Origin of the sequence: Halorarum salinum (assembly GCF_013402875.1) — an archaeon.
Classification (GTDB): Archaea; Halobacteriota; Halobacteria; order Halobacteriales; family Haloferacaceae; genus Halorarum; species Halorarum salinum.
In genome coordinates, this window is record NZ_CP058579.1 from 3536106 (window position 1) to 3561427 (window position 25322).

Below are 25322 nucleotides of genomic sequence, written 5' to 3' on the forward strand. Positions count from 1 at the left end.
TCAGTCGCTCGCCCCCGGGAGGTGCTCGTCGGTCACGTAGGGGAGCGACTCGGCCGTCCCGCGGACGGCGCCCGCGTTCGAGTCCATCAGCGCGGTCGTGTCCCACTCGCCCTCGACGAGCGCCCGTCGCTGGGCCTCGTCCACGGACGCCTCGATCGTGGTGTCGCCGTAGGTCACCGTCTCGGCGGCCACGTCGACCTCGATCTCGCCGTCGGGGTGCTCGTCGATCCAGTCTTGCAGGGCGGTGATCTCTTCATGGCTCGCCGTCAGGGCCGGAATACCCAACGCGAGGCAGTTACCCTGGAAGATGCCCGCGAACGACTCGCCGACGATCGCGTCGATTCCCCAGCGCATCAGCGCCTGAGGGGCGTGCTCCCGGGAGGAGCCGCAGCCGAAATTTGCGTTCACCGCGAGCACGCTCGCCCCCCGGAAGCGGTCCTCGTTGAACGGATGCTCCTTCTCCTCGTCCTCCTCGGTGAACCGCTGGTCGAAGAACGCGAACTGCCCGAGGCCTTCGAAGGTGACGGCCTTGAGGAACCGGGCCGGGATGATCTGGTCGGTGTCGATGTCGTTGCCGCGGACGGGGATTCCCGTGCCGGAGACGAACTCGACTGTCTCAGCGGAACCTCGGTCCGAGTCTGCACTAGAATCGGAGGTCATGCTTCCACCACCTCGCGCGCCTCCAGGTCGCGCACGTCGGATACTTCGCCTTTGATTGCCGCGGCCGCGACCATCTGTGGGTTCATCAGGACGGTCCGTCCGTCCTTCGAGCCCTGCCGTCCCACGAAGTTGCGGTTCGAGGAGGAGGCGCATGCCTCGTCGCCCTCGAGCTGGTCCTCGTTCATGCCGAGACACATCGAACAGCCCGCGTTGCGCCACTCGAAGCCGGCCTCACGGAACGTGTCCGCGAGCCCTTCTTCCTCGGCGATCCGCTGGACGCGCTGGCTCCCCGGGACCACTAGCGCCCGGACGTCGTCGTGGACTTCGCGGCCTCGGACGATCTCCGCGGCCCGTCGGAGGTCTGGAAGGCGCGCGTTTGTACACGAGCCGAGGAAGGTGACGTCAATCTGGTACCCCTCCATCGTGTCGCCAGGCTCGACGCCCATGTGTGCCTGCGCCCGTCGAGCGATCTCTCGCTCGTCCTCGGGGAGATCCTCCGGGGCGGGAACCTCCTCGGAGATGTCGACGCCCTGGCCGGGCGTCGTCCCCCAGGTTACGACCGGTTCGAGCGCGTCGCCGTCAATGGTGACCACGTCGTCGTACGTGGCGTCGGGTTCCGAAGCAACCGACTCCCAGTACGGTTTCAGCTCCTCGAACGCCTCGGAGTCGTCGGCGAAGGCGTCGGTCCCACGCAGCCATTCGTAGGTTGTTTCATCCGGATTGACATAGCCCGCGTGAGCACCGCCCTCGATAGACATGTTGCAGATGGACATCCGTCCCTCCATGCCAAGTGCCTCGACGGCCTCGCCACCGTACTCGTATACGTAACCGACGCCGCCGTCGGTGCCGAGTTCGCGGATGATCCGGAGAATGACGTCCTTCGCCTCGACGCCCGCGCCAAGTTCTCCCGTCACCTCGATCCGCCGGACGTCCTTCTTCTCCCTGGCGAGACAGCCGGTCGCGAGCACGTCGCGGATCTGTGAGGTCCCGATGCCGATCGCCAGCGCTCCGAAGGCACCGTGCGTGGCTGTGTGGGAGTCGCCACAGACGATGGTCTTTCCGGGCTGGGTGAGCCCCTGCTCGGGGCCGACGACGTGGACGATGCCCTGATCGCCAGTCGAGGGGTCGGAGAAGTCGATGCCCGCCTCGCGGACGTTCCGCTCGAGTTCGCTCATCATCTGTTCGGCTTCGTCGTCGTTGTACGGGCGCGACTGGTCGGCGGTAGGAATGATGTGGTCCACGGTCGCGTGGGTGAGCGCCGGGTACGCCACCTCCACGTCGCGCTCGCGGAGCATTCCGAACGCCTGCGGGCTCGTCACCTCGTGGATGAGGTGGAGGCCGACGAACAGCTGGTCCTGGCCGGTCGGCAGCTCGGTCACCTTGTGTCGATCCCACACCTTGTCGTACAGCGTCCCCTCGCTCATACGTCGGGGTCCTCGTCTCCCGTCTCGGCGTCGCCCGCTCGTGCGGGGCCGCGCGTCCAGATGCCCTTCGGCTCGGGGTAGGGCGGCTCGTGGGCCACGTCGGCCAGCGTCGACCCGTCGTCGCCCGTCGTTCCGGCTGTACCCGCTCGGCCGTCGTCGTCCGGCGCGACCGGCCCGCTCGCGTTCCGCCGGGCCCGCCGGGCGCCGCCGTCTGCCACCGCGGGGCCGCGACGGTAGACGGCCCAGAACGTCTCGGCCGTGTCGGGGTGGACGTGGCTCACGTCGGCCAGCGTCTCGCCGGCCGCCGTCCGCTCTGCCGACCCGTCCGTGGACGCCGCGTCCCCCGCGCGTTCCTCGTTCATTCTCGCATCCCCACGCGGCTCGCCTCCTCGGCCTCCTGCTCCTCGCTCTCCGTCCCGTCGTCCCACGCGAAGAGGCCGCGGAGGTCCTCGCCGACCGCCTCGATGTCGTGGTTCTTCTCGGCGGTCCGGAGCTGGGTGTAGGAGGGTCGGCCGGCCTGGTTCTCGGCGATCCACTCGCGGGCGAACGTCCCGTCCTGGACGCCCTCGAGGATCTCGTCCATCCGCTCGCGGACCGCGTCGTCGACCACGTCGTCGCCGCGGGTGAGCCCGCCGTACTCGGCCGTGTCCGAGACCGAGTCCCACATGGCGCCGATGCCGCCCTCGTACATCAGGTCGACGATGAGCTTCATCTCGTTCAAGCACTCGAAGTACGCCATCTCGCGGGAGTAGCCGGCGTCGACGAGCGTCTCGTAGCCCGCCTTCACGAGCGCCGAGATGCCGCCGCACAGCACGGCCTGCTCGCCGAACAGGTCCGTCTCGGTCTCCTCGCGGAACGAGGTCTCGACGACGCCCGCGTCCGTGCAGCCGATGGCGTGTGCGTACGCCAGCGCCTCTGCCTTCGCGTCGCCGGTCGCGTCCTGGTACACGGCGAGCAGGCCGGGCGTCCCCTCGCCGTTCTCGTAGTTCCGGCGGACGAGGTGGCCCGGCGACTTGGGCGCGATCATCGTCACGTCGACGTCCTCGGGCGGCTGGATCTGGTTGTAGTGGATGTTGAACCCGTGGGCGAACTGGAGCGTGTCGCCCGCGTCCAGCTCCTCGCGGACGTCCTCGAACACGTCCGGCTGGACGGTGTCGGGGACGAGCATCGAGACGACGTCGGCCTCCGCGGCGGCCTCGACGGGCGTCGCCACCCGGAGGCCGTCGTCCTCGGCGGCCCCCCACGAGGAGGAGTCCTCGCGGAGGCCGACGATCACGTCCACTCCGCTGTCCGCGAGGTTCTGCGCGTGGGCGTGGCCCTGGCTGCCGTAGCCGAGCACGGCCACGGTCTTGTCGTCGATGTAGTCGCGGTTCGCGTCGTCGTCGTAGTATACGGGGCTCTCGAAGGTGTCGGTGTCAGTCATCGTAGTTGGGTGTGGTCTGGTCCGTCGCGTCGCCGTCGGCGCTCGTGCCGTCGGCCGCGGCGTCGTCCGTTGCCGCCGAGTGGCCCGGCTCCTCGCCGGGCGTCGTCGGGGAGTCGCCGCGTTCGAGCGCGGTCTGGCCGGTCCGGGCGATCTCGATGATGCCGAACTGCCGGAACGCGTCGACCGCGTCGTCGATCTTCCGCTCGTCGCCCGTGATCTGGACGGTGATGGTTCGCGGCCCGGCGTCGAGCGTCCGGCCCTCGTACATCTCGGTGATGGCGTGGACCTTGTCCGGCTCGGAGCCGCGGACCTTCAGCAGCACCAGCTCCGCGCGCACCGCGTCGGACCCGAGTTCGCCGACGGCGATGACGGGCGTGAGCTTCATGAGCTGCTTTTTCGCCTGGTCGATGCCGGGGTCCGTCTCCTCGACGACCAGCGTGATGCGGGCGTGGCCCTCGACGGTCGTCGGGCCGACCGTGAGGCTCTCGATGTTGAACTGGCGCCGGGAGAACAGCCCGGAGACGCGCGAGAGCACGCCCGGTTCGTGTTCGACCAGCGCCGAGATGACGGCGGTCCGTCGGGGCCGTGCCGCCTCGGCGTCCGGGTCGACTCGGATTCCCTCCGCGTTGCGCCGGGCGGTCGGCTGCGGTCGCTCGTCCGGGCGGGGGCCGGCCATGCCGCGCTCGGGCACCGCGGTGTCGGCGCCGGTCGGCGTGGCGTGTTCGGCCGCGGGCGCGTCCGCGGGGTGGGCGTCGAACTCGGCGGGCTCCGGGCCGGACTCGTCCGCGCTCCCGCCGGCGGTCCCGGGGTCGGCGTCGCTCATAGCTGGTCCCCCGTGAGCGCGAACTCGCCGTTCGCGCCGCCGCTGGCCACCATCGGGTAGACGTCCTCGCGCGGGTCGACGTGAACGTCGACGACCGAGGGGCCGTCGTAGGCGAGCGACTCGCGCACGACGCCGGCGACCTCGTCGTACTCGTCGACGCGGAAGCCGCGGGCGCCGAACGCCTCGGCAAGCTTGTCGAACTCCGGCATCCAGTCGTACTCGGAGGCCATGTGTCGCCCCTCGAAGAAGGCGTCCTGCCACTGGCGCACCATCCCGATGTACTCGTTGTTGAGCACGACCACCGTGATGTCGAGGTTCTCCCGGACCGCCACGGACAGCTCCTGGATCGTCATCAGGAACGAGCCGTCGCCGTCGAAGCAGATCACCTCGCGGTCGTCCTCGGCGGCCAGCCGCGCGCCGATGGCGCCCGGCAGGCCGTAGCCCATCGTCCCGAGGCCGTGCGAGGAGACGAACGTCCGCGGCTCGGTGTAGGTCCAGTACTGGGCGGCCCACATCTGGTGCTGGCCGACGCCGGTCGTCACGATGGCGTCGTCGCCGGTCGCGGCGTCGTACGCCTCGACGACGAACTGCGGCTTGACCGGCTCGTCCGGGTCGACCGCGTAGTCCATCGGGTACTCCTCGCGCCAGTCGGCGCACTGCTCGCACCACTCGCGGGCCGCCGGCGAGCGCTCCATCGCGGCGTCGATCTGGCCCAGGACCGTCCCGGCGTCGCCAACGACCGGGTAGTCGGCCTCGATGTTCTTGGAGATCTCCGCCGGGTCGATGTCGACGTGGACGACCTCGGCCCCCGGGGCGAACGTCTCGACGCCGCCGGTCAGCCGGTCGTCGAACCGCGTCCCGACCGCGATCAGGCAGTCGGTGTGGCTGATCGCCATGTTGGCGTAGCCGGTGCCGTGCATGCCCGCCCACGAGAGACACAGCTCGTCGTCCTCGGGGAACGAGCCGATGCCCGGCATCGTCGTCACGACCGGGACCTCGTGCTCGCGGGCGAACGCGCGCGCCTCGGCCGTCGCGTTCCCCTTGATGACGCCGCCGCCGAACAGGCAGAGCGGCTTCTCGGCGCGCTCGATGGCGCGGGCGGCCGCCTCCACCGACTCGGCGTCGGCCTCGGGGTCGGGGACCGACCGCTCGGGCGGCGTCGGCGCCGCCGGCGCCCGGTCGGTCTCGCCGAAGGAGACGTCCTTCGGCAGGTCGACGAGCGTCGGCCCGGGCCGGCCGGTCCCAGCGAGCGCGAACGCCTCGCCGACGACGTCGCCGACGGTCGTCGAGTCGCTCGCGAAGTAGTTGTGCTTCGTGATGGGCGCGGTGACGCCGGTGGTGTCGGTCTCCTGGAACGCGTCGGAGCCGACCATGTGGCTCGGCACCTGTCCGGTCAGCGCGAGCATCGCGTCCGAGTCCATCGAGGCGTCGGCGATGCCGGTGACGAGGTTCGTCGCGCCCGGGCCCGAGGTGGCGAGACAGACGCCGGGCGTGCCGGCGACGACGCCGTAGGCGTCGGCGGCGTGGGCCGCCCCCTGCTCGTGGGCCATGGTCACGTGGTCGATGCTCGAGCCGTACAGCGCGTCGTAGACGGGCATGATGGCGCCCCCCTGGACGCCGAAGGCCGTCTGGACGTCGGCCGATTCGAGGGCGGCGACGACGGCCGCGGCGCCGTTCTCCGGCGTCGCCGCGGCCGCGACCGCTCCGTCGGGCGTTCGGGCTCCGTCGGCCGGCTCCGCCCCGTCGGCGGCGTCCGCCTCGTCCGCCTCGTCCGGGTCGGCCGGGTCGGCCGTCGGGTTCGCTGATTCGCTCATGTGCTGTCTCCTGTCGGGTGTCGTGTCATCTGCTGGTCGGGTGTCGGATCGCGTCCCGCGTCGACGGACGGGTCGGCCGCCGTCGCGGCGTCCGTCGTCGCGTCGCCTGTCGGTCGGCGGTACGGTCGAACTGGGTCGTGAGAACGGTGAGTGATAGGGGTGGCTAGACCCCTACAATGATCGCGAGGGCGGCCGCTACGCCGGGAGCGCGGGCGTGAGCGACGGGCGCCGTCTTCATCTCGACCGTTCCTATCGCTCCGGGGGCTAAAACCTTGTCCCGTTCGGCAATCGTTGCCCGGGCGCTCCGGGCCCCGGCCCGCCGATCGGGGGTTCACCCGCGGCTGACCGCGGGGGTCCGACGCGGGCGGGGACATCAGACCGTCGCCCCCCGTTCCTCCTCGCGCTCGTCACCCTCGGACTCGCCGGCCTCGACGCCGACGTCGTGGGCGAACCGCCGCACGTCGTCCATCGTGACGCGCGCGTCCGCGCCGTGGTCCTTCACCCGCCGGGTGACCTCGCGGACCTGCGACTCGGTCGGGTCGAAGCCGTCCTCGCGCAGGCGCTGGCGGACCGAGTGGGTGCCCGTGTGCTTGCCCATCACGAACTCCCGTCGGGCGCCGACCATCTCGGGGGTCATCACGCCCGGTTCGAACGTGTCGCTGTTCTCGATGACGCCGGCGGCGTGGATGCCGCTCTCGTGTGAGAACGCGTTCCGCCCGACGACCGGCTTGTTCGCCGGCACCGGCATGTCGCTCGCGCCCTCGACGAGCCGCGACAGCTCGGTGATCCGCCCGGTGTCGATTCCGGTGTCGGCGCCGTACACCGACTCGGCGGCCATCACGACCTCCTCGAGGGCGGCGTTGCCGGCGCGCTCGCCGATGCCGTTCACCGACACCTGCGTCTGGGCCGCGCCCGCCTCGACGCCGGCCAGCGCGTTCGCGGCGGCCAGGCCGAAGTCGTCGTGGGTGTGGACGTCCACGCGCCCGTCCGTGTGCGCGCACACGACCTCGATGAGGTCGGCGAACCGGCGCGGGGTGGCGACCCCGCACGTGTCGGGGACGTTGATCCAGTCGACGCCGACCTCGTCGACGGCCTCGACGACCTCGACGAGGAACGGTTCGTCCGTCCGCGTGGCGTCCATCGGCGAGAACATCACCTCGACGCCCGCCTCGCGGACCCGCTCGACGGCGTCGACCGCGCGCTCCTTCACCTCCTCGCGCGTGGCGTGCATCGAGTCCTCGATCTGGACGTCGCTCGTGGAGACGAACGTGTGCACCATGTCGACGCCCGAGTCGAGCGCGGCCTCGATGTCGCCGTCGACGACGCGGGCCAGCCCGCAGGTGGTCGCGTCGGTCGCGTCGGCGATGTCCGAGACCGCCTCGAACTCCGCCTCGGAGTTCACCGGGAACCCCGCCTCGACGACGTGGACGCCCATCTCGGAGAGCGTCGTGGCTATCTCCCGCTTCTGTTCGTAGTCGAACGACGTGCGTGGCGACTGCTCGCCGTCGCGCAGCGTCGTGTCGAAAATTCGTACTGTCTCGAATTCGTCAGTGGCACTCAACGTGCCCTGGAAGAACTCGTTCCGCCGGACTGGATACCGACGAGTCCTGATTATGGGACATCGTCCGACCGTGGGGGAGAACTCCTTGTAAAGCGTTGTGGTCGGACACATCTCGCCCGACCGCCGTACCGATCGGATCCTCGACCCGATCCGGAAAACCGCCATCCGGCGTCGACTACAGTCGTGATCCCATACCTTATATTCGATAATATTCGAGCTGCACAGTCGCCGTCCGTCCAGCCGTCGGGCGGTCCACGGGTCGGGACTGGACGCGTGCCCACTTCTTGCGCGCCGATCACCCGTTCGGCGATTCCGTACCGCTCCGACGGTCCGGCAGAGTCCTACTTCGACGCCCCAACCGAGTCCCGTTCCCGGCACCCCCGTCGAATCCGACCGTCGGCTCAGTGCGGAGGTGGTCAGTACGCGCCGCGCCGCTCCACTGGTTACCTCGCGACCGGTCCTCGAGTCGACTGACGACGCCCGACCGCGCCGGACGGATCGGTTTTACGGCGCGTAGGCGGAACGGTTCGACGGCGCGTAGGTTTTTCCCGCAGAGCGCCCAACGTCGGCCCATGAACAAGCCGACGAGCGCGGTGCTGGGCGGGGCCGCCGGCGTGGCCGTCCTCTCGGTCGCCCTCCTGCTGATCGAGGTCGAGACGCGATCCCGGATCGGGCTGTTCGACGTCGTCGCCCGGTTCGTCGGCGTTCCCGGGAACCAGGCGCTCGGCTTCCTGCTGTTCGTCGCCGCGGGGACGTTCGCGTGGCCGCTGCTGTTCGTCGCGCTGGAGGCGTACCTCCCGCTCGGACCCGACCCGGCCATCCGCGGCGTCGGCTTCGCGATCCCGCTGTGGGTCGCGTTCGTCGTCCTCGGGAGGGGAGACCTTTCGGGGGCCATCCTCGTCGTGTACGGCGTCCTGACGCTGTTCGCCCACGTCGCCTACGGCTTCACCCTGGGGGCCGTCTACGGGCGGCTCTCGGGGGAGACGGACGCCCGACGGCCGATGCCGGCCTACCCCGAGGAGGACCGCGACGTCGAGACGGGCGCCGGATCCGAGGACAGGTGACCGTGGTCGCGCCGTCACGCCCGACCGCCGCGACGCCGGCGGACACACCCCCACGGATAAGTCACGAGGCGGCGAAGGGGCGGGCATGAGTTCGCCGCTTCCGGCGTCGGTCGGCGAGTCGCTCGCGGCCGCCGCCCTCGCCGGAACGCTCCTGCTCGGAGCAGGGTGGCTCTCGTATCGGATCCGTTCGAACGCGTCGCCGGGTTCCCGCGACCCGCCCGGAACGCGGGCCGACGGCGGGACGCGGACGTCCCGGGTCTCGCGCCTCCGGGCGGGCCTGCCGTACGACCCGGTGCGGTGGCTGACGACCGTGAACCACCGGGACATCGGCACGCTGTATCTCCTGTTCGCGGTGGTCGCGGCGCTGTGGGGCGGGACGGACGCGCTGATGATCCGGACCGAACTGCTCACGCCCGCCGCGGACGTCTGGGACGAGCGGACGTACAACGCGCTGTTCACCACCCACGGGCTGACGATGCTGTTCTTCTTCGTGACGCCGGCGTTCACCGGCGTGGCGAACTACTTCCTCCCGCTGTTCGTCGGCGCCGACGAGATGGCGTTCCCGCGGGTGAACGCGCTCGCCTTCTGGCTGCTGCCGCCGTCGCTGCTGCTCGTACGGGCCGGACTCGTGACGGAGGTGTTCGGGAAGGCGCTCGCGGCGGTCGGCCCGCGCGTGGACGTGCTGTATCTCCTCGAGCCGCCGACGACCGGGTGGACCCTCTACACGCCGCTGTCGGCCACCCTGGCGAACCCGCAGATCGACCTGCTGCTGCTGGGACTCCACCTCTCGGGCATCGCCACGGTGCTCGGCGCGGTGAACATCCTCGTCACGGTGCTCGTCGACCGGGCCCCCGACGTCACGTGGGCGAACCTCGACATCCTCACGTGGACGCTCCTCACCACGGCCGGCATCATCCTGTTCGCGTTCCCGCTGCTCGGGAGCGCCCTGGTCATGCTGCTGCTCGACCGGAACTTCGGCACGACGTTCTTCGCCGTCGAGGGCGGCGGACCCATCCTCTGGCAGCACCTGTTCTGGTTCTTCGGCCACCCCGAGGTGTACATCCTCGTGTTGCCGGCGTTCGGCCTGGTGAGCCTCATCCTCCCGAAGTTTGCCGGGCGGAAGCTGTTCGGGTTCAAGTTCGTCGTCTACTCGACGCTGGCGATCGGCGTGCTCTCGTTCGGCGTCTGGGCCCACCACATGTTCGCCACGGGCATCGACCCGCGCCTGCAGGCGTCGTTCATGGCCGTCTCGCTCGCCATCGCGGTCCCCTCCGCGGTGAAGACGTTCAACTGGATGACGACGCTGTGGCGCGGCCGGATCAGGCTGGCCGCGCCGATGATCCTCTCCATCGGCGGGGTGGGACTGTTCATCGTCGGGGGGGTGACGGGGATCTTCCTCGCGTCCATCCCGGTCGACCGCGTGCTCCACGACACCCACTACGTCGTCGGCCACTTCCACTTCATCGTCATGGGCGTCATCGCGATGATGGCGTTCGCGGCGTCGTACTACTGGTTCCCGCTCCTGACGCGCCGGATGTACGACCGGCGGATGGCGCGGGTGCAGGCGTACACGCTCATCGTCGGCGTGTTCGTGACGTTCTTCCCGTTGCTGTTGCTCGGCATGGACGGGCATCCCCGCCGGTGGGCCTCCTACACCCAGGGGATGGATACGAACCCGGGGTGGATGCTCCTCCACTGGATCGCGACCGGCGGGGCCGCCATCATCGGGGCGAGCGTGACGCTCTGGCTGTTCAACCTCGTGCAGTCGATGCGCGTCGGCGCGCCCGTGACGACGGGGGACCCCTGGAACCTGAAGGAGACCGGACAGTTCACCCGCGAGTGGGCGTGGTTCGAGGAGCGGCTGGAGGAACGACGGCGGCGGACGACCTCCGGCGTCGAGGACGACTAGCCCCCGCGGGCGGCCGTCCTCACAGCCCGTCGTCGACCCGGAGGTCCCCGAGGTACGCGTGCGGCGACTCCCGGACGTGCGCCGTCGACCCCGGCCGGTCGGTCGTCGTCCGCGAGAGCATCCCGCCGACGAGCGTCGCGCGGAGGAACTCGGCGGGCCGGTCGACGTCGACCTCGCTGACGACGCCCGACTCGACCGCCTCCTCGAGCAGGCCCCGGACGTGGAGGTACACGCGCTCCTCGCTCCGGCTCACCTCCTCGCGGAACGTCGCGTCGGTCGCGGCCCGCATCCGGGGCTCCGCGAGCGCGTGCTGGGCGTCCGCCCGCTCGTCGGGGAGGTCGGCCGGGAGGACGCCGTCGACCAGCGCGTGGAGGGTCGCGATCGGGTCCCCGCCGGACGCGGCCTCGACCTCCGCCAGGAAGTGGTCGAGCGCGACGTCGAGAAACGAGGTGCGGAGGTCGTCCTTCGAGTCGTAGTGGTAGTACAGCAGCGACTTGCTCTCGTCGAACTCGTCGGCGATGTCGGCGATGGGGAGGTCCGCGTAGCCGTGTTCCCACGGCGCCCGGAACGTCGCCTCCGTGATCTCGCGTTCCGTCTCGGTGGGACCCCCGTCGCCCGCCGGTTCGGCGGCGAACGCGGATCCGCTCTCCGACGGCGACCCCCCGTCGGACGCGCCCGTCACTCGACGCGACGAGGGCGCGTCGAGTCCTCCTCTTCGTCGGCCGGGTCGGCAAAGCGGGCCGTACACCAGTGGCAGAACTCGAGATCGCCCTCGACCTCTCGTCCGCAGTCGGGGCAGGTGACGACGCTCTCCGCCGCGCTGGCGGCGACCGCCGCGTCGCGCTCGGCGCGGGCGAGCACGTACGCGTCCGCGACGCTCCCGAGCGCGACGAGCAGCGGCGGGAGGAACACGAGCGGGTCGACCGACGACGGGAGCGACCCCGACGTGGCCGTGAACCCCTCGGCGGCCGCGTCGATCGCCTCAGCGGGGACGAACAGCGCCAGCGACGCGTACACCAGCGCGAGCCACCCGAACGCGCGGCCCCACCGGCGGAGGTAGGCGTGCCCCAGGCCGGTGATGGCGAGCGCGAGCAGGGCCGCCAGCCACGGCCGCTTGGGTGAACGGTTCTCGCCCATGCCACTGACTGGACGGTCAGGTATCAAAAGGCCGTCGGTCAGGCGGCACCGCGACCGTCCCTCGTCGGATCTCGTGGGGCGGTACGTCGCCGTACTTCGTTGCGTTTTTTTTTTGACCCCGTCTTTTTATTCCCCATCTCAGAGCTACTGTAATGATCATAGAGTTCGCACACAGTCCGTTGTTGACGTTCCTCGTCGGGCTCGCCGCGGTCGTGCTGTTACTGGTCGTGCTGGACCTGCCCGCGTTCGTCGGCCTCGTCATCTCGGCGTTCCTCGTGGGGATGATCAACGCGGCGTTCGTGCCGGAGTTCGGCCCGTCACGGGCGGCCGCGAACGTCGCCGAGGCGTTCGGGGACAACATGGCGGGCATCGGCATCCCCATCCTGATGGCGGCGATCATCGGAAAGTCGATGCTCGAGAGCGGCGCGGCACAGCGCATCGTCCGCTGGTTCCAGTCCGTCCTCGGACGGGGGAACTCGGACGTCGCGCTGTGGGGGAGCAGTTCCGTGCTGGCCATCCCCGTCTTCTTCGACAGCGTGTTCTACCTGATGGCGCCGCTGGCGCGGTCGATGCGGGCCCGCGTCGGCCGGGACTACACGCTCTTCATCGTCGTCGTCGGTGTCGGTGCCGCGACGACCCACGTGTTCGTGCCGCCGACGCCCGGCCCGCTCGCCGTCGCCGATCAGGTCGGCGCCGACCTCGGCGTGACCATCCTCGTCGGCCTCGTCACTGCGGTCCCGGCGCTGGTCGCGGGGCTGATGTACGGGCGGTGGCTCAACGGCCGACTCGACATCCCGCTCCGCGACGCCATGGCGACGTCCACGGAGGAGCTCGAGGAGCTCGCGGGCCGGTCGACGCGGGACCTCCCCGGCGTGCTCGAGGCGGCGGCGCCGGTCGTCCTTGCGGTGGTCCTCGTCGGGTCGTTCACCGTCGTGGACACGTTCCAGCAGGTCTACCCGGTCCTGAGCCGCGTCAGGCCGTTCGTCGCCTTCCTCGGCGACAAGAACGTCGCGCTGACCGTCGCCGCGCTGGCGGCCGCGTGGACGTACTACCGCCACGGCGACATGGGCCGGAACGAGTGGGCCGACGAACTGACGGAGGCGCTGAAGAGCGGCGGCAACATCGCCGCCATCACCGCCGCGGGCGGCGCGTTCGGCGCGCTGCTCGCGGCCTCGGGCATCGGCGACTACATCACGGGCGCGCTGAGCCAGGTCGGCATCCCGCTGCTGGTGAGCGCGTGGCTCATCGCGGCCATCGTCCGGATCGCACAGGGGTCGGCCACCGCCGCGATGCTCACCGCCGCGGGGATCATGGCCCCCCAGGTACCGGAACTCGCCGTCCACCCGGCGTTCCTCGTCATGGCGATCGGCGCCGGCGGGAACGTCTTCTCGTGGTACAACGACAGCGGCTTCTGGCTGGTCAAGGAGATCGGCGGCCTCACGCAGGCCGAGACGTTGAAGACGTGGACGGCGCTCACGACGATCATCTCCGTGACGGGCATCGTCACGACGCTGGTCGTCTCGACGGTCGTGCAGACGATCTGACCGGGAGACGAGCGGGACACCCCGGACCGAATCCGGGCCGTATTTCGGTGTTTCGGGGTTACGTTCCCTCGACGAGCCGTTCGAGGTGCTCCGGCGGCACCGCCCCGCGCGCGGCGTGGCCGCCGTAGGCGAACGTCGGCACGCCGGTGACGCCCCGCCGTCGTGCCGCCTCGAACCGGTCCCGGACGGCCCGCCGGCGGCCGTCGTCCCGGAGCGCCGACCGGACTTCCTCGCCGTCGATCCCCGACTCCTCGGCGAGTTCCACGATCAGATCCCGGTCGCCGATGTCCCGGCCGTCCGCCCAGAGCGCCTCGAGGACGGCCCGGTCGAACGCGAGCCACCGTTCGTACGGGAACTGCTCCTTCAGGTGGAAGGAGGCGACCTGGGCGTCGAGCGAGTCGACGTCCGTCGCGATCTCCTGGGCCAGTTCCACGTCGTACCGCTCCTGGAGGCGGCGGACGTTCTCCCGTGCCCGCTCGTAGTACTCCTCGTCCTTGCCGTCGTCGGCCGACGCGTCGATCTCCCCGTCCGGACCCCGCCTGCCCGCGCGCAGGTCGAACGGGTGCCAGTCGATCTCGAGTTCCTCCTCGCGCGTCCCCTGGTACCGCTCGAGCGACGCGCGTCCGAGGTAGCAGAACGGGCAGACGTAGTCCGAGAACACCGTGATCCGATCCTCCGGGTCCGGGTTGGTCACGGCCGCCGTTCGGGACGCCCGCCCAAAAAGCGGCCGCCCTCCGGCACGCGCCGCGCACGACCGGACCGACCGGCACCGCTCACCCCCGGCGACCCGCACTGACGCGTCGTCCGCGGGCGACGTCTCCCCGGGTCGCTCACGCTCGCGTCACGGACGTCTCCTCGGTGACGACCCCGAACGGCCCGTCGAGGTCGAGCCGCCTCGCCGCCCGGGCGACGTGACGGCCGACCGGGTCGCGTGCCGACCCTCCCTCGAACCCCTCGCCCTCGGAGGCGGAGTCGGTCGCCCCGACGGCGGACCCCCCGGGTCGACGGCCCACCATCCCGCGGACGTGGTACCACCGTCCCGTCCCGATGTCCACGAGCGGATCGGCGTCCGGGGCGACGAGGACGGGGAACCGATCGCCCTCGAGGTCCGCGACCCGGAGCCGGTGGACCCGCACCCCGTCGATCTCGAACGACAGCCGCGAGACGAGTTCGACCGAGACGTCGTGTGCCGCACCGTCGACGATGTCCGCGCGGGTCGTGGACGAGGCCTCCGTCCGATCGCCGTCCGGGCCGTCCCCGGGGGCGCGGATTCGACCGTCCTTTGCGCCGTCCTCGTGACCTAATCTACATCGTGGTGATCCTTTTCTACCCATCGTACCCGGTGTGATGACCCATATCGTGATAAACGCACCGATTAGATGCAATTCACTGGCGAACGTCCACGGATGGAGACGTCTTGACGTCGTTTACCCGATGAGGCGCCGTCGAGAACGCAACGCCGGAGCCGCGTGGCCGGAACACGCGTCGCCGTGTCCGGAATCCGTTCGAAACTATCATTGTGACGGGAGTCCAGGCCACGGACACGACACGATGGCAATCGACGCCGGCGACGCCCTGCTCCGGGCGCTCCACGATGTCAACCCCTGGTGGGAGCGGGGAGCGGAGGCGTTCTCGCTCCCGGCGCGGCACAAGAGCGACTTCTACCACCTGGCCCGACCGGACGGGCCCGGGAGCCAGTTCGCCGACCAGCCCGTTCTGGGGCTGGTCGGCCGGCGCGGCGCCGGGAAGACGACGCTGCTCCGCCAGTTCTTCCACCACCGCATCGAGCGTGGCGACCCGCCGGAGCTGTTCCTCCATCTCCCGTTCGACGCGGACCCCCTCTACCAGCTCCGTTCGGACGAGCAGCTTCGACGCGCCGTCCGGTACTACGAGAGCCGGATCCTCGGCCGCGTCGACGAGGACCGACCGCACTTCGTCGTCCTCGACGACGTCCACCGGATCGAACACCCGAACAAGCCGACGATCGACGGGTGGGGGACGCCCGTCTCGGAGCTCCTCGAGGGCCGCCCGGACCGGCGGGTCGTCGTCACCGCCAGCGCGGGGGTACAGGTCGAACGGGAACTCGACCGCGTCTCCGTCCCCGACGCGGCCTACGACGTCCAGCCGATCCTCCCCGAGAAGTTCCGCGACTACCTGTTCACCCTCTACCCCGACCTCGAAGAGGGGGACACGCGCGTGAGCCCCACCTCGATCCGGACCGGCGAGGCCGGCCTCCCCGCCGCGCTCGAGGGGGGCGACCCCGGGCCGCTCGTCGAGGAACTCCGGGGGAAGCACGACCAGGTCGCGGACGAGGCGAACAGGATCCGGTCGCGGGTGGTCGAGTACCTCGCCATGGGCGGCGTCGTCAGCTACGAGCACGAGGGGGCCGTCGAGTTGGCCGCGGACCTGACCGCCGAGGACTTCACCCGGCTGCGCGAGGAGGTGCGCGAGGCGCTCTACCAGGACGTTCCCGGCTTCGAGTCCATCAAGACCATCGCCGACCTGGAGCGGCTCTGTGCGCTCGCGGCCCGCAACCGGGGCGCCGAGCCGTTCCGCTACCAGGAACTCGTCGAACTGTTCGACGTCGACCGGCGAACGATCGCCGACAGCTACCTCCCTGCGCTCTCGGAACTGTACCTCCTGACCGGAATCACCGAGTACGACAACAGCCGCCCCCGGTCGGTCCGACTCTACCTCCGGGACACGGGGCTGGTCACCGCGCTCGCGGACGGCGACGCCGCGGCCGTCCGCAACGACTTCGACCGCGAGGCGGACCTCGCGCGGGTGGCCGCGTTCGACCACACGATGCGGTTCGCGTACGGCGTCAACGCCGCCCAGGGGGCGGATTCGGCGCCGTCGGTGTCGTTCTGGCGGGGGCGGGAGGGCGAGGTCGACTTCGTCTTCGAGGTCGCCGGGACGCCCGTCCCCGTCGGACTCGTCTACCGACCCCGCGACCGGGACGCCACGCTCGCGGCGGTTCGGGAGTTCCGAGGGACCTACGAGGCCCCGCTCGGACTCGTGCTCGCGGGGGACACGGTCCGAAGCGGGCGGCCGGTCGAGGAGGTCGCCGACGGCGTCGTCCAGCTTCCGTACTGGCTGTACATGCTCCTCTGTTAGCCGAGCGGGCTCGACGTGCCGCCGGTCGCGGCCGGGGAACGGAGCCGAGTATCACGTTCGAGAACCGAACGCGTAGTTTCTTGGCCGGTCGTCGAAACCGGGCGCGTATGAGCGTCGAGACGAACGATCGCCTGCGGCTCAGGCTCGCGACCGCCACCGTCATCGGCGTGACGGCGGCGGCCGCCCTGGCCCTGGCGAGCATCGCGGTGTAGGCGTCGGGACCGGGCGGGCGTTCCGACCGACCCCGTCGACCTCCCGGACCGGCTCAGCCGAGGAACTCGAGGAGGTGGTCGCGGTACGCCCCCGGCCGGTCGGCCGTCACCCAGTGGTAGGCCGAATCGAGCGCGACGACCTCGCCGTCGCCGGCGGTCGCCTCCACCAGCCGCTCGGCGTTGTCGACCGGCTGGAGCACGTCCTCGCCGCCCCAGAGACACAGCAGGTCCGCGGTGATCCGCCCGTACTCGATCTCGGTGGTGTGGACCGTGTTCGTCGAGACCGCGGCCCGCGCGAGCGCCGTCCGGCCGCCCTCCCGCTTCCAGGGTGCCTTCAGGCCGGCGAGCCACTCCGGGTCGGCCTCGTCGTAGGATCCCTCCGCGAACAGGAACTCCAGTTTCCCCTCCAGCTCCTCGTCGTCCCAGCCCTCGACCTCGCCGGGCACGCCGAGGGAGTTGACGAACTCGACCGGCCAGGAGTCGAAGCAGGCCGCGTTCGAGAGCACCATCCGGTCGACCGCGTCGGGTCGGGCCGCGGCGTAGCGGAGCGCCACCGCGCCGCCGATGTCGTGGGCGACGAAGTCGACGTCCCGCACGCCGCGCTCCGCGAGGAAGTCCGCGAGCGCGACCGTCTGTGCGCGCACCGAGCGGTCGAAGCCGTCCCGGTTCGCCGAGTTGCCGTAGCCGACGAGGTCGGGCGCGAGGACGTGCCGCGAGTCGGCGAGCGGCGGCGCCGCGTCCCGCCAGAGGAACGACCACGTCGGGATGCCGTGGAGGAAGACGACCGGGCGTCGGTCGTCGTCGGCCCCCGCCTCGTAGTACGCGAACGGGAGGTCGTGCCCGTCCACCGTCACCGTCGTCTCGCGCTGGGTCTCGGTCCAGTCGTGGTGGTCCATAACACACGTACGGAAGCGGAGGGCTTCAGCCCGGCGACGCCCGCAGGGTCACCGCGTGCCGGTCCCCGACGAACTCAGCCGTCGTAGCGGGTGACGTTCGCCAGTTCGTCGGGGTCGACGTCCGCGAACGCCTCGCGGGCGACGACCCGCTTGTGCACCTCGTCGGCGCCGTCGACCAGTCGGAACTGTCTGACGGCCTCGTAGAAGTCCGAGATTGGGAGGTCCTTCCCGATCCCGTTGGCGCCACAGGCCTGGAGACACGTGTCCACCACGTCCTGGACGACGTTGGCGGCGAACGTCTTGCTCATCGACACCTGAACGCGCGCCTCGTCGCCGCGGGCGATGCGGTCGGCCGCGTCGCGCACGGTCGTCCGGACGGCGTGGAGCCGCGTCTCCGCGTCGGCGACGTCGTACCTGAGAGACTGCTTCTCGGCCAGCGGGCCGCCGAACCCCTCCCGCTCGGTGGCGTACGCCTTCGCGACGTCCAGGGCGCGTTCCGCCATCCCGGAGTAGCGCATGCAGTGGGTGAGCCGCGCGGGACCGAGACGCTGCTGTGCGTGCTGGAACCCCTCGTTCCGTTCCCCCAGGAGGTTCCCCTCGGGCACGCGCACGCCCTCGAAGACGATCTCCGCGTGACCCGTCCCCGTGACGCCGCCGCCGAGGTGGGGGATGTCGCGCTCGACCGCGACCCCGTCCGCGTCGGCGTCGACGAGGAACAGCGAGCACCCCTCGTAGGGGTGGGCGTCGGGGTCGGTGCGGGCCATCACGATGAGGAAATCCGCCTCGGTCCCCCCGGTCGTCCACCACTTGTGGCCGTCGACGACCCACTCGTCGCCGTCCTTCCTGGCGGCCGTCTTCAGCATCTTCGGGTCCGAACCACCCCCCTGCATGGGCTCGGTCATCGAGAACCCGGAGGAGACCTCCCCGGCGACGAGCGGGCGGAGGTACTCCTCCCGCTGGTCGTCGGTCCCGAGCAGTTCCAGCGTGTGCATGTTCCCCTCGTCGGGCGCGTCGACCCGGCAGGCGAGGGGGCCGAGCAGCGAGCGCCCGGCGGCCTCGAACATCGGCAGCGCGTCGCGGAAGTCGACGCCCATGCCGCCGAACTCCTCGCCGATCTGCGGGCAGTACACGTCGTACTCGCGGGCCGCCGCGCGGAGGTCGGCCACCTGCTCGCCGGTCACCGGGTCGCCGCCGAGCACCTCGCGTTCGACGGGGATCACCTCCTCGTCCAGGAACTCGCGCGTTCGGGCGGCCAGTTCGCGTGCAGCCTCGCCGTCGTCGTAGCGGACGTCCATACGCCGGTCTCGGACGGGCCGGACAAAACGGTGCCCCCGCCGAAGGGGCGCGACCCGCGTCCGGGCACCCCCGCGTTTTTGCCCCCACCCGCGGAACGTCGACGCATGACCGACGACGCGCCCGGTTCGGACACGGCCGCCGACGGGGAGGGACGTGGCGACGACGTCCACGTCGCCGACGCCGGCCGCGAGGGGGAGGGGAGCCACGGGGACGACTACCTCGCCCGACTCGTCGACCCGGAGCGCCTCCGCGCCTTCCTCGACGCGGAACTCGGCCCGGCCGAGTCCTTCGCCCTGGAGCGCCACCCGGAGGGCCACTCGAACGAGACGCTGTTCGTGACCCACGGCGACCGTGACCTTGTGGTGCGCCGGCCGCCGCCGGGGGAGACGGCCGAGACGGCCCATGACGTGCTCCGCGAGTTCCGGGTCGTGGACGCGCTGGGGGACACGCCGGTTCCCGTCCCGGAGACGCTGTGTGCCTGCGAGGACGAGTCGGTGCTCGGCGCGGACTTCTTCGTGATGGCGCGGACGGCGGGCGACGTGTTACGCGGGGCGGAACCCGTGCGGTTCGCCGCACCCGATCGCCGTCGCCGGGTCGGCGAGGAACTGGTCGACACCCTCGCGTCGATCCACTCGGTCGATCCGGGGGCGGTCGGCCTGGACGACTTCGGCCGCCCGGCGGGGTTCACCGACCGGCAGGTCGACCGGTGGTCGAGGCAGTTCCGGTGGGCGTTCGAGGTGACCGCCGACGAGCGCGAGGTGCCGGCCATCCACGAGACGACGACGTGGCTGACCGAGCACGTCCCCGGCTCACGTCCCGAGACGCTGGTCCACGGCGACTACAAGCTCGACAACGTGATGTTCGGCCCGGGCACACCCCCCGAACTGGTGGCCGTGTTCGACTGGGAGCTGTCGACGCTGGGGGACCCTCGTACGGACCTCGGCTGGATGCTGTCGTTCTGGCACGACCCCGGCGACCCGGAACCGGCGATCCCCGAACTGCAGTCGACGTTCACGGCGCGCGAGGGGTACCCCCGCCGGCGCGACCTGGTGGACCGGTACGAGGCGGCGACGGGCATCGAGTACGAGCACGACCGCTTCTACCGCACCCTCGCGGTGTACAAACTCGCGGCGCTCGGCGAGATGTTCTTCCGGAGACACCTGGAGGGCAACAGCGACGATCCGCTGTACCCGAAGATGGAGGCGGGCGTTCCCGCGTTGGGGGAGCGGTGTCTGCGGATCATCGAGGGTGACGAGGGGTTGTAGGTCAGTCCCGCGGGTGCTCCGTGACGGCCCTTGCCGTCCGGTCGACGAACAACCGGGGGTAACGCTAGCTCCCCGTGGAATCAGCGTACGCGGATGGACGAGGTCACAGTCGTCTCGCTGGCCGACCTGCGGACACCGGAGGGGACCGACGGCGTGTTCCGCCGACGACGTTCGAGACCGAGGACGCCCCCGCGGTACGATCCGTGGTCGCCGGCGGGGTGACGACGGGCTGGCACCACAACGGTGACCGCCGCGTCCATGGGGTACGTCGTCCTCGGAGACGCGATTCTCGAACACGGACCGTGCGGGCGAGAGTCGGTCGCGCTTGGCGCGGGCGACTTCGTCCACGTGCCGCCCCGATCGGTCCATCGGGTGGTGAACTCCTCCCGGGGGGAGTGGGGGTCGTGATCAGCTTCGTCGGCTCCGGACCGCCCGCCGTTACCGTCGACGGGCCCGAACCGGACGCCGAGTGAGCAGCGTCCGAACGCGAGCGTTCCGACGCACCCGTGCGTTTTTCCTCCCGTGCGTACGGGTTCCGGTCAATGGGCCTCTCCGCCACCCAGGAGACCGTGCTGGACGAACTCGTGGGGCGAGTCCCGGACGGCGTCACGTGGTGCGTGTTCGGGAGCGCGGCCGCCGCCCTCCACGGACACGACGTCGAGCCGTCCGACATCGACGTGTTCACCACGGAGGCCGGGGCCGAGCGGATTCGGAGCGTCTTCCCCGATGCGTTCGTCGGAACGAAGGAACTCGGCGTCTCGCAGATCGACGAGTACCGAATGCGCGGCGAGGAGGTCGAAGTCGTGTACAGCGTCTCCGCGAAGGGCAATCAGGAGCCGCTGGTCGACCTCGCGGACTCCGAGATCGGCTCTTCCGACGGCCGAGGCGTTCCGGTGCTTCCGGTTCGCCCGCTCGTCGCCGCGTACCGGGCGATGGGCAAGCACGACACGGCGGCCGAACTGGCGGAGTGGTTCGGCATCGAGTCCGATTGACGGGCGAGGCTGTTGCGCTGGGTGCCGAGCACCAACTCGGTGGAGTGACCGGATTCTAAGTGAGCCTGCGAAGTCACCGAGTTACAGAACCAGTCCGACGAAGACGAGCATGCAGCCGGGTCCGAAGACGAGGAAGACGCCGGCGGCACGTGCACGGAGTTCCCGTTTTCGCTTGGCTCTCGGGGTCGTCTTGCCACTCACGGGCGCTCGCGTAGTTCCTCACACGGTGGGGGAAAGCGGATGGAGACCACCCCAACCATCACCAGGAGCGCGCCCAGGACGATGATGACCGGTCGCATCGTCCCGGGAAAGTTCACACGCGGCCATGATTCTACTCGCTCTCCAGCCGATGAGTTCCTCACCCGTACCGGACGAATCCTCCGGGGGAACTGCTGTGGTTAGTAGGTCTACGAACCGATCGTCCGCCCACGGGGGCATCCGCGAGCGAAGCGAGCGGTTCACCGCCGGAGCGGGGTGAAACCCCGCGACGGCGGCATCGACGGGTTTTCCGGGAGTTCGACGAGCGGGGTCGAAGGCCGAGCGAGGAGGACCCCCGGTGAAAGAGGTCGTTAGACGTACGTGAACCAGTCGTCGTGCTCGTCGGTCCGGCGCTCCACCAGGTCGAAGAACGCCCCCTGGAGCTCCTCGGTCACCGGGCCCCGCGACCCGTTCCCGATCGTGACGTTGTCGACCTGCCGGATCGGCGTCACCTCGGCGGCCGACCCGGAGAAGAACAGTTCGTCCGCGGTGTTCAGTTCCCCGCGCGAGATGCTCACGTCGTCGTGGACCTCGTAGCCGCGCTCCTCGGCGAGCGCGATGACGGTGTTGCGGGTGATGCCGTCGAGGATGGACTCGCTCAGCCCGGGCGTGAAGATCTCGCCGTCGCGGACGAGGAAGACGTTCTCCCCGGGACCCTCCGCGACGTTGCCCTCCTTGTTCAGGACGATCGCCTCCGCGAAGCCGTTGCGCCGGGCCTCCTCGCCCGCGAGCAGGGAGTTCACGTACAGCCCGGTGGTCTTCGCGTTCGTCGGGACCTGGCTGGAGGCGTGCTTGCGCCAGGAGGAGACCTTGACCTTTATCCCGTTCTCCAGGGCCTCCTCGCCGAGGTACGCGCCCCAGGGCCAGGCGGCGACGACGACGTCGGTCGGGCAGTCGCCCGGCGAGACGCCGAGGCTGTGGTAGCCGTAGTAGGCGATGGGCCGGATGTACGCCGACTCGAGGTCGTTCCGGCGGAGCGTCCCGAGGGTCGCCTCGGTCAGTTCCTCCCGCGAGTGGCCGATCTCCATGTCGTAGGGCTTGGCCGACTGGTAGAACCGGTCGAGGTGCTCCTCCCACCGGAAGATCGCGGTCCCCCGCTCGGTGTCGTACGCGCGGACACCCTCGAAGATGCCCGTGCCGTAGTGGAGGCCGTGGGTGAGCACGTGGGTCGTCGCGTCGGCCCAGTCGATGAACTCGCCGTTCTGCCAGATGACCCCGTTCTCGGCCATCTCCTCGAAGACGGTCATACCCGAGGGGATGCCCCGTCCGGACTTAAATCATGAGAAACGATGGCGTCCCGCGGAGCGGTCGGGCACGCCGACGGCGACGACCCGCCCCGCTACCGGAGCGCCTCGACCAGTTCCGACCCCTCGACGTAGGGGACGTCGTGGCGGCGGGCGTACTCGCGCGCCGCGTCGGGCGGGAGCGCCGCGCCGCTCCCGTCGTCGAGCATCTCGCACACCACGACCGCGGGCGGCCGGCCGGCCTCGGCAGCGAGCGCCAGCCCGAGTTCCGTGTGGCCGACCCGGTCCGCGATGCCGCCCGGCGCGCCCCGGAGGACGTGGACGTGTCCCGGCGAGCGGAACTCCGCGGCGAACTCGTCGGGGCCGTACTCGACGCCCGCCTCGACCGCGTCCGCCATCGAGGCGAGTTCGCCGATGGTGCGCGCGCGGTCCTCGTCGGTGATGCCGGTGAACGTGTCGCGGTGGTTCACCGGGAGCGAGAAGGAGGAGCGGTCGTCGTACGCGAGGTCGTGGTCGCCCGTCGCCGGGTGGGAGAGCGCGTCCTCGAGGAAGGGGAGTCCGACCGCCTCCGCGACCGCGTCCGAGAGCGCCAGACAGACGAGCCCCCCCGCGTCGTTGCGCATCCGCGCCACGTCAGCCGGCGCGACCGCGTCGGCGGGGTAGACGATGTCCGTCTCCCCCTCGCGGTCCGCGAAGTCGTGGATCAACACTGGCTCGCCCGCGCGGAACGCCGCCACCGCCCGGTCGAGCCTGCCGGCCTGCTTGCGGCTCATTCCTCCGCCCCCGGGGCGTCGGCCCGCACCGCGTCCTCGACGCTGACCGACAGCTCGTCGCCGTCCTCCAGCCCGAGCTCCTCGCGGAGCTTCACGGGCGCGATGACCTCGAGCTGGCTCTCGTCGTGGTGGGTCCGCTCCGGGACGATGACGTGGGCGGGCTCGAAGCTCCCGCCGGTGGCCTCGACCCGCGCGGCGTAACACGTCGCCGGCCCGAAGGTCCGCTCCTCGTCCTCCCAGCCGTCGATGTGGACGCCGTCCACGGACTCCATCCCGGCGCCGGCGCGGACGGACGCCTCGGTGAGTTCCACGTTCAGCGTCCCCGGGAACGGTTCGTAGCCGAGCCGTTCCCGGAACTGCTCCATGTACCCCGAAAGCGAGATGTAGTGGCGCCCCTCGCCCATCCCGCCGGTGACGCGTCCCGACAGGGTGAGCCCGGCGCCGTTCTCGAACACGCGGCGGTAGTCGGCGTACTCCGCCCGGAGGCGGCGCTCGCCGTCGTCGGTGACCGACACCCACTGGCCGTCGCTCACCACGTCGCGGTCGAGCAGTCCCGCCTCCTCCAGTCGCTGGAGGCGGCGGGACGCGGTCTGGCTCGACGCGCCGAGCCGTTCGCCGAGTGCGGAACAGGAGACCTTGACGGGCTCGCGGAGCCCGCCACGGAGGGCGACCGTCTTCAGCGCGGCCACCTCGTCGTGGCCGACGGTCCTCGCGCTTGTTGCCATCGGTTCGAGTATTCGCCGCGAGGCCCAAAAGCGTATCGAAGGTGGGGAGCGTCCCAGAATCGTTACGCCCCGCCCCGACTACGTGACGTCTACCGTTATCGAGGTGACGGTGCGTGAAAAGTTCGTGGGGTCGACCGCTGCGCTCCGATGCCGTCGGTGCCGCGTCCCGCGCGGCGGATTTCCGCGTCGCGGGGCGGCCGTCGCCCCGACCGCGACGAACGGCGGGGACCGGGCCGGCGGGTCGGTCGAGCGGCGGCCGGTGGCGGCCCGCCCCAAGACGAACGCGTCCCCCGAACGCCGGAGCGATCGGCCATAGCGTGAAGGGGAGCGCGGTCGAACGACGTGACGAGCGAACGGTGGAATGGATCCCCAACGCGTCCGGCCCGCGGAGACGGTGAGCGTCCTGCAACAGCAAGAGGCGGCGAGCGGCGATGCCGGCATCGCGCTCGTCCTCGGGTCCGCCGCCCTGCTCGCCGCGGTCCACCCGTTCGCCGGAAACCTCCGCGTTCTCGACCGCGTGCCGCGAAGCCGGTGGCTCTCGTTCGCGAGCGGCGTCTCCGTCGCGTACGCGTTCGTTCACCTCCTCCCCGAACTGGAGGAAGGGGTCGAGGCCGTCGAGGGGAGCGGCCTCTTCCCCGCCGCCCTCGCCGGGCGCCACGTCTACCTCGTCGCGCTCACGGGGTTCACGCTGTTTTACGGCCTCGAGCGGCTGGTGGCGCGCTCTCGGAGCGGGGCGGAACCGTTCGAGCGTCGCTGCCCGACGGCGGCGTCTTCTGGGTCCACGTGGGCTCGTTCGCCGCCTACAACGGGCTCGCCGGCTACCCGCTCCACGACCAGGGTTCCCCGGTGGGCCTCCTCTCGTTCACCGTCGCGATCGGGTTGCACTTCGTCGTGAACGACTACGGACTTCGGACGGCTCACGAACGCAGCTATCACGACACGGGGCGGTGGGTGATCTCGGGCGCCGTCGTGGTCGGCGCCCTGCCCGGGGGCGTCGTCGAGGTCGGGCGGGCGGCGCTCGCGATACCGATCGCCTTCCTCGCCGGCGGGGTCGTCCTCAACGTCATCAAGGAGGAGCACCCCGAGGAGCGCGAGAGCCGGTGGTGGGCGTTCGCCGTCGGCGTCGTCGGGTACAGCGCCGTGCTCCTCCTCGTCTGACTCCCGTCCGTGCCCCCTGCGACGCGA

25 protein-coding genes are annotated in these 25322 nt (G+C 70.7%); 9 read left to right on the plus strand and 16 right to left on the minus strand.

The window, feature by feature from the left end; translation table 11 throughout:
- The 7 genes from leuD to HUG12_RS17925 all read right to left on the minus strand — a co-directional run bounded on the left by leuD (nt 1) and on the right by HUG12_RS17925 (nt 7816).
- A complete protein-coding gene (gene leuD, locus HUG12_RS17895) occupies nt 1-660 on the minus strand; it encodes a 3-isopropylmalate dehydratase small subunit (protein ID WP_179270081.1) in 660 nt (219 codons plus the stop codon).
- On the minus strand, nt 657-2084 hold the full coding sequence (gene leuC, locus HUG12_RS17900) for a 3-isopropylmalate dehydratase large subunit (protein WP_179270082.1): 1428 nt from the start codon (nt 2082-2084) through the stop codon (nt 657-659). Before leuC ends, leuD begins: the two co-directional genes overlap by 4 nt.
- Nucleotides 2081-2446: a hypothetical protein gene (locus HUG12_RS17905; RefSeq protein ID WP_179270083.1), complete on the minus strand. Its 366-nt coding sequence runs from the start codon at nt 2444-2446 to the stop codon at nt 2081-2083. The genes leuC and HUG12_RS17905 overlap by 4 nt, the downstream gene beginning before the upstream one ends.
- Nucleotides 2443-3507 (minus strand): ketol-acid reductoisomerase, encoded by a 1065-nt coding sequence (gene ilvC, locus HUG12_RS17910; protein ID WP_179270084.1) that lies wholly within the window; start codon nt 3505-3507, stop codon nt 2443-2445. The genes HUG12_RS17905 and ilvC overlap by 4 nt, the downstream gene beginning before the upstream one ends.
- Nucleotides 3500-4183, minus strand: a complete 684-nt coding sequence (gene ilvN / locus HUG12_RS17915; protein ID WP_179270691.1) for an acetolactate synthase small subunit — start codon at nt 4181-4183, stop codon at nt 3500-3502. The genes ilvC and ilvN overlap by 8 nt, the downstream gene beginning before the upstream one ends.
- Before the next feature lie 143 nt (nt 4184-4326).
- Nucleotides 4327-6144 (minus strand): biosynthetic-type acetolactate synthase large subunit, encoded by a 1818-nt coding sequence (gene ilvB / locus HUG12_RS17920; protein ID WP_179270085.1) that lies wholly within the window; start codon nt 6142-6144, stop codon nt 4327-4329.
- 373 nt (nt 6145-6517) lie between these two features.
- A complete protein-coding gene (locus HUG12_RS17925) occupies nt 6518-7816 on the minus strand; it encodes a LeuA family protein (protein ID WP_179270086.1) in 1299 nt (432 codons plus the stop codon).
- A gap of 461 nt (nt 7817-8277) precedes the next feature.
- Here HUG12_RS17925 and HUG12_RS17930 point away from each other — a divergent pair, with 461 nt between their 5' ends.
- On the plus strand, nt 8278-8769 hold the full coding sequence (locus HUG12_RS17930) for a DUF6789 family protein (RefSeq protein ID WP_218836348.1): 492 nt from the start codon (nt 8278-8280) through the stop codon (nt 8767-8769).
- Nucleotides 8770-8854: 85 nt separating this feature from the next.
- Nucleotides 8855-10678 carry a cbb3-type cytochrome c oxidase subunit I gene (locus tag HUG12_RS17935; protein ID WP_179270087.1) on the plus strand — a complete coding sequence of 608 codons (1824 nt, stop codon included), beginning with the start codon at nt 8855-8857 and terminating at the stop codon, nt 10676-10678.
- A gap of 19 nt (nt 10679-10697) precedes the next feature.
- Here the strand turns inward: HUG12_RS17935 and HUG12_RS17940 are convergent, their stop codons facing one another.
- Both HUG12_RS17940 and HUG12_RS17945 read right to left on the minus strand, forming a co-directional pair.
- A complete protein-coding gene (locus HUG12_RS17940; protein WP_179270088.1) occupies nt 10698-11360 on the minus strand; it encodes a TetR/AcrR family transcriptional regulator in 663 nt (220 codons plus the stop codon).
- On the minus strand, nt 11357-11815 hold the full coding sequence (locus tag HUG12_RS17945) for a DUF7575 domain-containing protein (RefSeq protein WP_179270089.1): 459 nt from the start codon (nt 11813-11815) through the stop codon (nt 11357-11359). Before HUG12_RS17945 ends, HUG12_RS17940 begins: the two co-directional genes overlap by 4 nt.
- Nucleotides 11816-11967: 152 nt before the next feature.
- Between HUG12_RS17945 and HUG12_RS17950 the strand changes: the two genes are divergently transcribed.
- Nucleotides 11968-13359 (plus strand): GntP family permease, encoded by a 1392-nt coding sequence (locus HUG12_RS17950; protein WP_179270090.1) that lies wholly within the window; start codon nt 11968-11970, stop codon nt 13357-13359.
- Between the two features lie 58 nt (nt 13360-13417).
- On the opposite strand, the gene HUG12_RS17955 is transcribed toward HUG12_RS17950, so the two are convergent.
- Nucleotides 13418-14053 (minus strand): DsbA family oxidoreductase, encoded by a 636-nt coding sequence (locus HUG12_RS17955; protein ID WP_179270091.1) that lies wholly within the window; start codon nt 14051-14053, stop codon nt 13418-13420.
- A 136-nt stretch (nt 14054-14189) separates the two neighbouring features.
- Nucleotides 14190-14693: a hypothetical protein gene (locus HUG12_RS17960; RefSeq protein ID WP_179270092.1), complete on the minus strand. Its 504-nt coding sequence runs from the start codon at nt 14691-14693 to the stop codon at nt 14190-14192.
- A gap of 217 nt (nt 14694-14910) precedes the next feature.
- Here HUG12_RS17960 and HUG12_RS17965 point away from each other — a divergent pair, with 217 nt between their 5' ends.
- Entirely contained in the window at nt 14911-16476 is a 1566-nt protein-coding gene (locus HUG12_RS17965; RefSeq protein WP_179270093.1) for an ATP-binding protein, read from the plus strand.
- Nucleotides 16477-16741: 265 nt separating this feature from the next.
- Here the strand turns inward: HUG12_RS17965 and HUG12_RS17970 are convergent, their stop codons facing one another.
- Both HUG12_RS17970 and HUG12_RS17975 read right to left on the minus strand, forming a co-directional pair.
- Nucleotides 16742-17584, minus strand: coding sequence for an alpha/beta fold hydrolase (locus HUG12_RS17970; protein ID WP_179270094.1), 843 nt, complete (start codon nt 17582-17584; stop codon nt 16742-16744).
- Between the two features lie 74 nt (nt 17585-17658).
- Nucleotides 17659-18879, minus strand: a complete 1221-nt coding sequence (locus HUG12_RS17975) for an acyl-CoA dehydrogenase family protein (RefSeq protein ID WP_179270095.1) — start codon at nt 18877-18879, stop codon at nt 17659-17661.
- Nucleotides 18880-18984: 105 nt separating this feature from the next.
- Between HUG12_RS17975 and HUG12_RS17980 the strand changes: the two genes are divergently transcribed.
- The 3 genes from HUG12_RS17980 to HUG12_RS17990 all read left to right on the plus strand — a co-directional run bounded on the left by HUG12_RS17980 (nt 18985) and on the right by HUG12_RS17990 (nt 21137).
- The gene (locus tag HUG12_RS17980; RefSeq protein WP_179270096.1) at nt 18985-20145 is read left to right on the plus strand and encodes a phosphotransferase family protein; all 1161 of its coding nucleotides are present in this window, start codon (nt 18985-18987) and stop codon (nt 20143-20145) included.
- Between the two features lie 258 nt (nt 20146-20403).
- Entirely contained in the window at nt 20404-20553 is a 150-nt protein-coding gene (locus HUG12_RS22130; RefSeq protein ID WP_179270097.1) for a cupin domain-containing protein, read from the plus strand.
- Nucleotides 20554-20687: 134 nt separating this feature from the next.
- Nucleotides 20688-21137 (plus strand): nucleotidyltransferase family protein, encoded by a 450-nt coding sequence (locus HUG12_RS17990; protein ID WP_179270098.1) that lies wholly within the window; start codon nt 20688-20690, stop codon nt 21135-21137.
- A gap of 569 nt (nt 21138-21706) precedes the next feature.
- Here the strand turns inward: HUG12_RS17990 and HUG12_RS17995 are convergent.
- From HUG12_RS17995 to HUG12_RS18005, 3 genes are all read right to left on the minus strand, one after another.
- Nucleotides 21707-22642 (minus strand): branched-chain amino acid transaminase, encoded by a 936-nt coding sequence (locus HUG12_RS17995; RefSeq protein ID WP_179270099.1) that lies wholly within the window; start codon nt 22640-22642, stop codon nt 21707-21709.
- A gap of 92 nt (nt 22643-22734) precedes the next feature.
- Nucleotides 22735-23412 (minus strand): 3,4-dihydroxy-2-butanone-4-phosphate synthase, encoded by a 678-nt coding sequence (gene ribB, locus HUG12_RS18000; RefSeq protein ID WP_179270100.1) that lies wholly within the window; start codon nt 23410-23412, stop codon nt 22735-22737.
- On the minus strand, nt 23409-24137 hold the full coding sequence (locus HUG12_RS18005; RefSeq protein WP_179270101.1) for a DUF120 domain-containing protein: 729 nt from the start codon (nt 24135-24137) through the stop codon (nt 23409-23411). The genes ribB and HUG12_RS18005 overlap by 4 nt, the downstream gene beginning before the upstream one ends.
- A 361-nt stretch (nt 24138-24498) precedes the next feature.
- Here HUG12_RS18005 and HUG12_RS21520 point away from each other — a divergent pair, with 361 nt between their 5' ends.
- Both HUG12_RS21520 and HUG12_RS21525 read left to right on the plus strand, forming a co-directional pair.
- Entirely contained in the window at nt 24499-25032 is a 534-nt protein-coding gene (locus HUG12_RS21520) for a ZIP family metal transporter (protein WP_218836350.1), read from the plus strand.
- Nucleotides 25029-25295 carry a hypothetical protein gene (locus tag HUG12_RS21525; RefSeq protein ID WP_218836351.1) on the plus strand — a complete coding sequence of 89 codons (267 nt, stop codon included), beginning with the start codon at nt 25029-25031 and terminating at the stop codon, nt 25293-25295. The genes HUG12_RS21520 and HUG12_RS21525 overlap by 4 nt, the downstream gene beginning before the upstream one ends.
- Nucleotides 25296-25322: the final 27 nt, after the last annotated feature.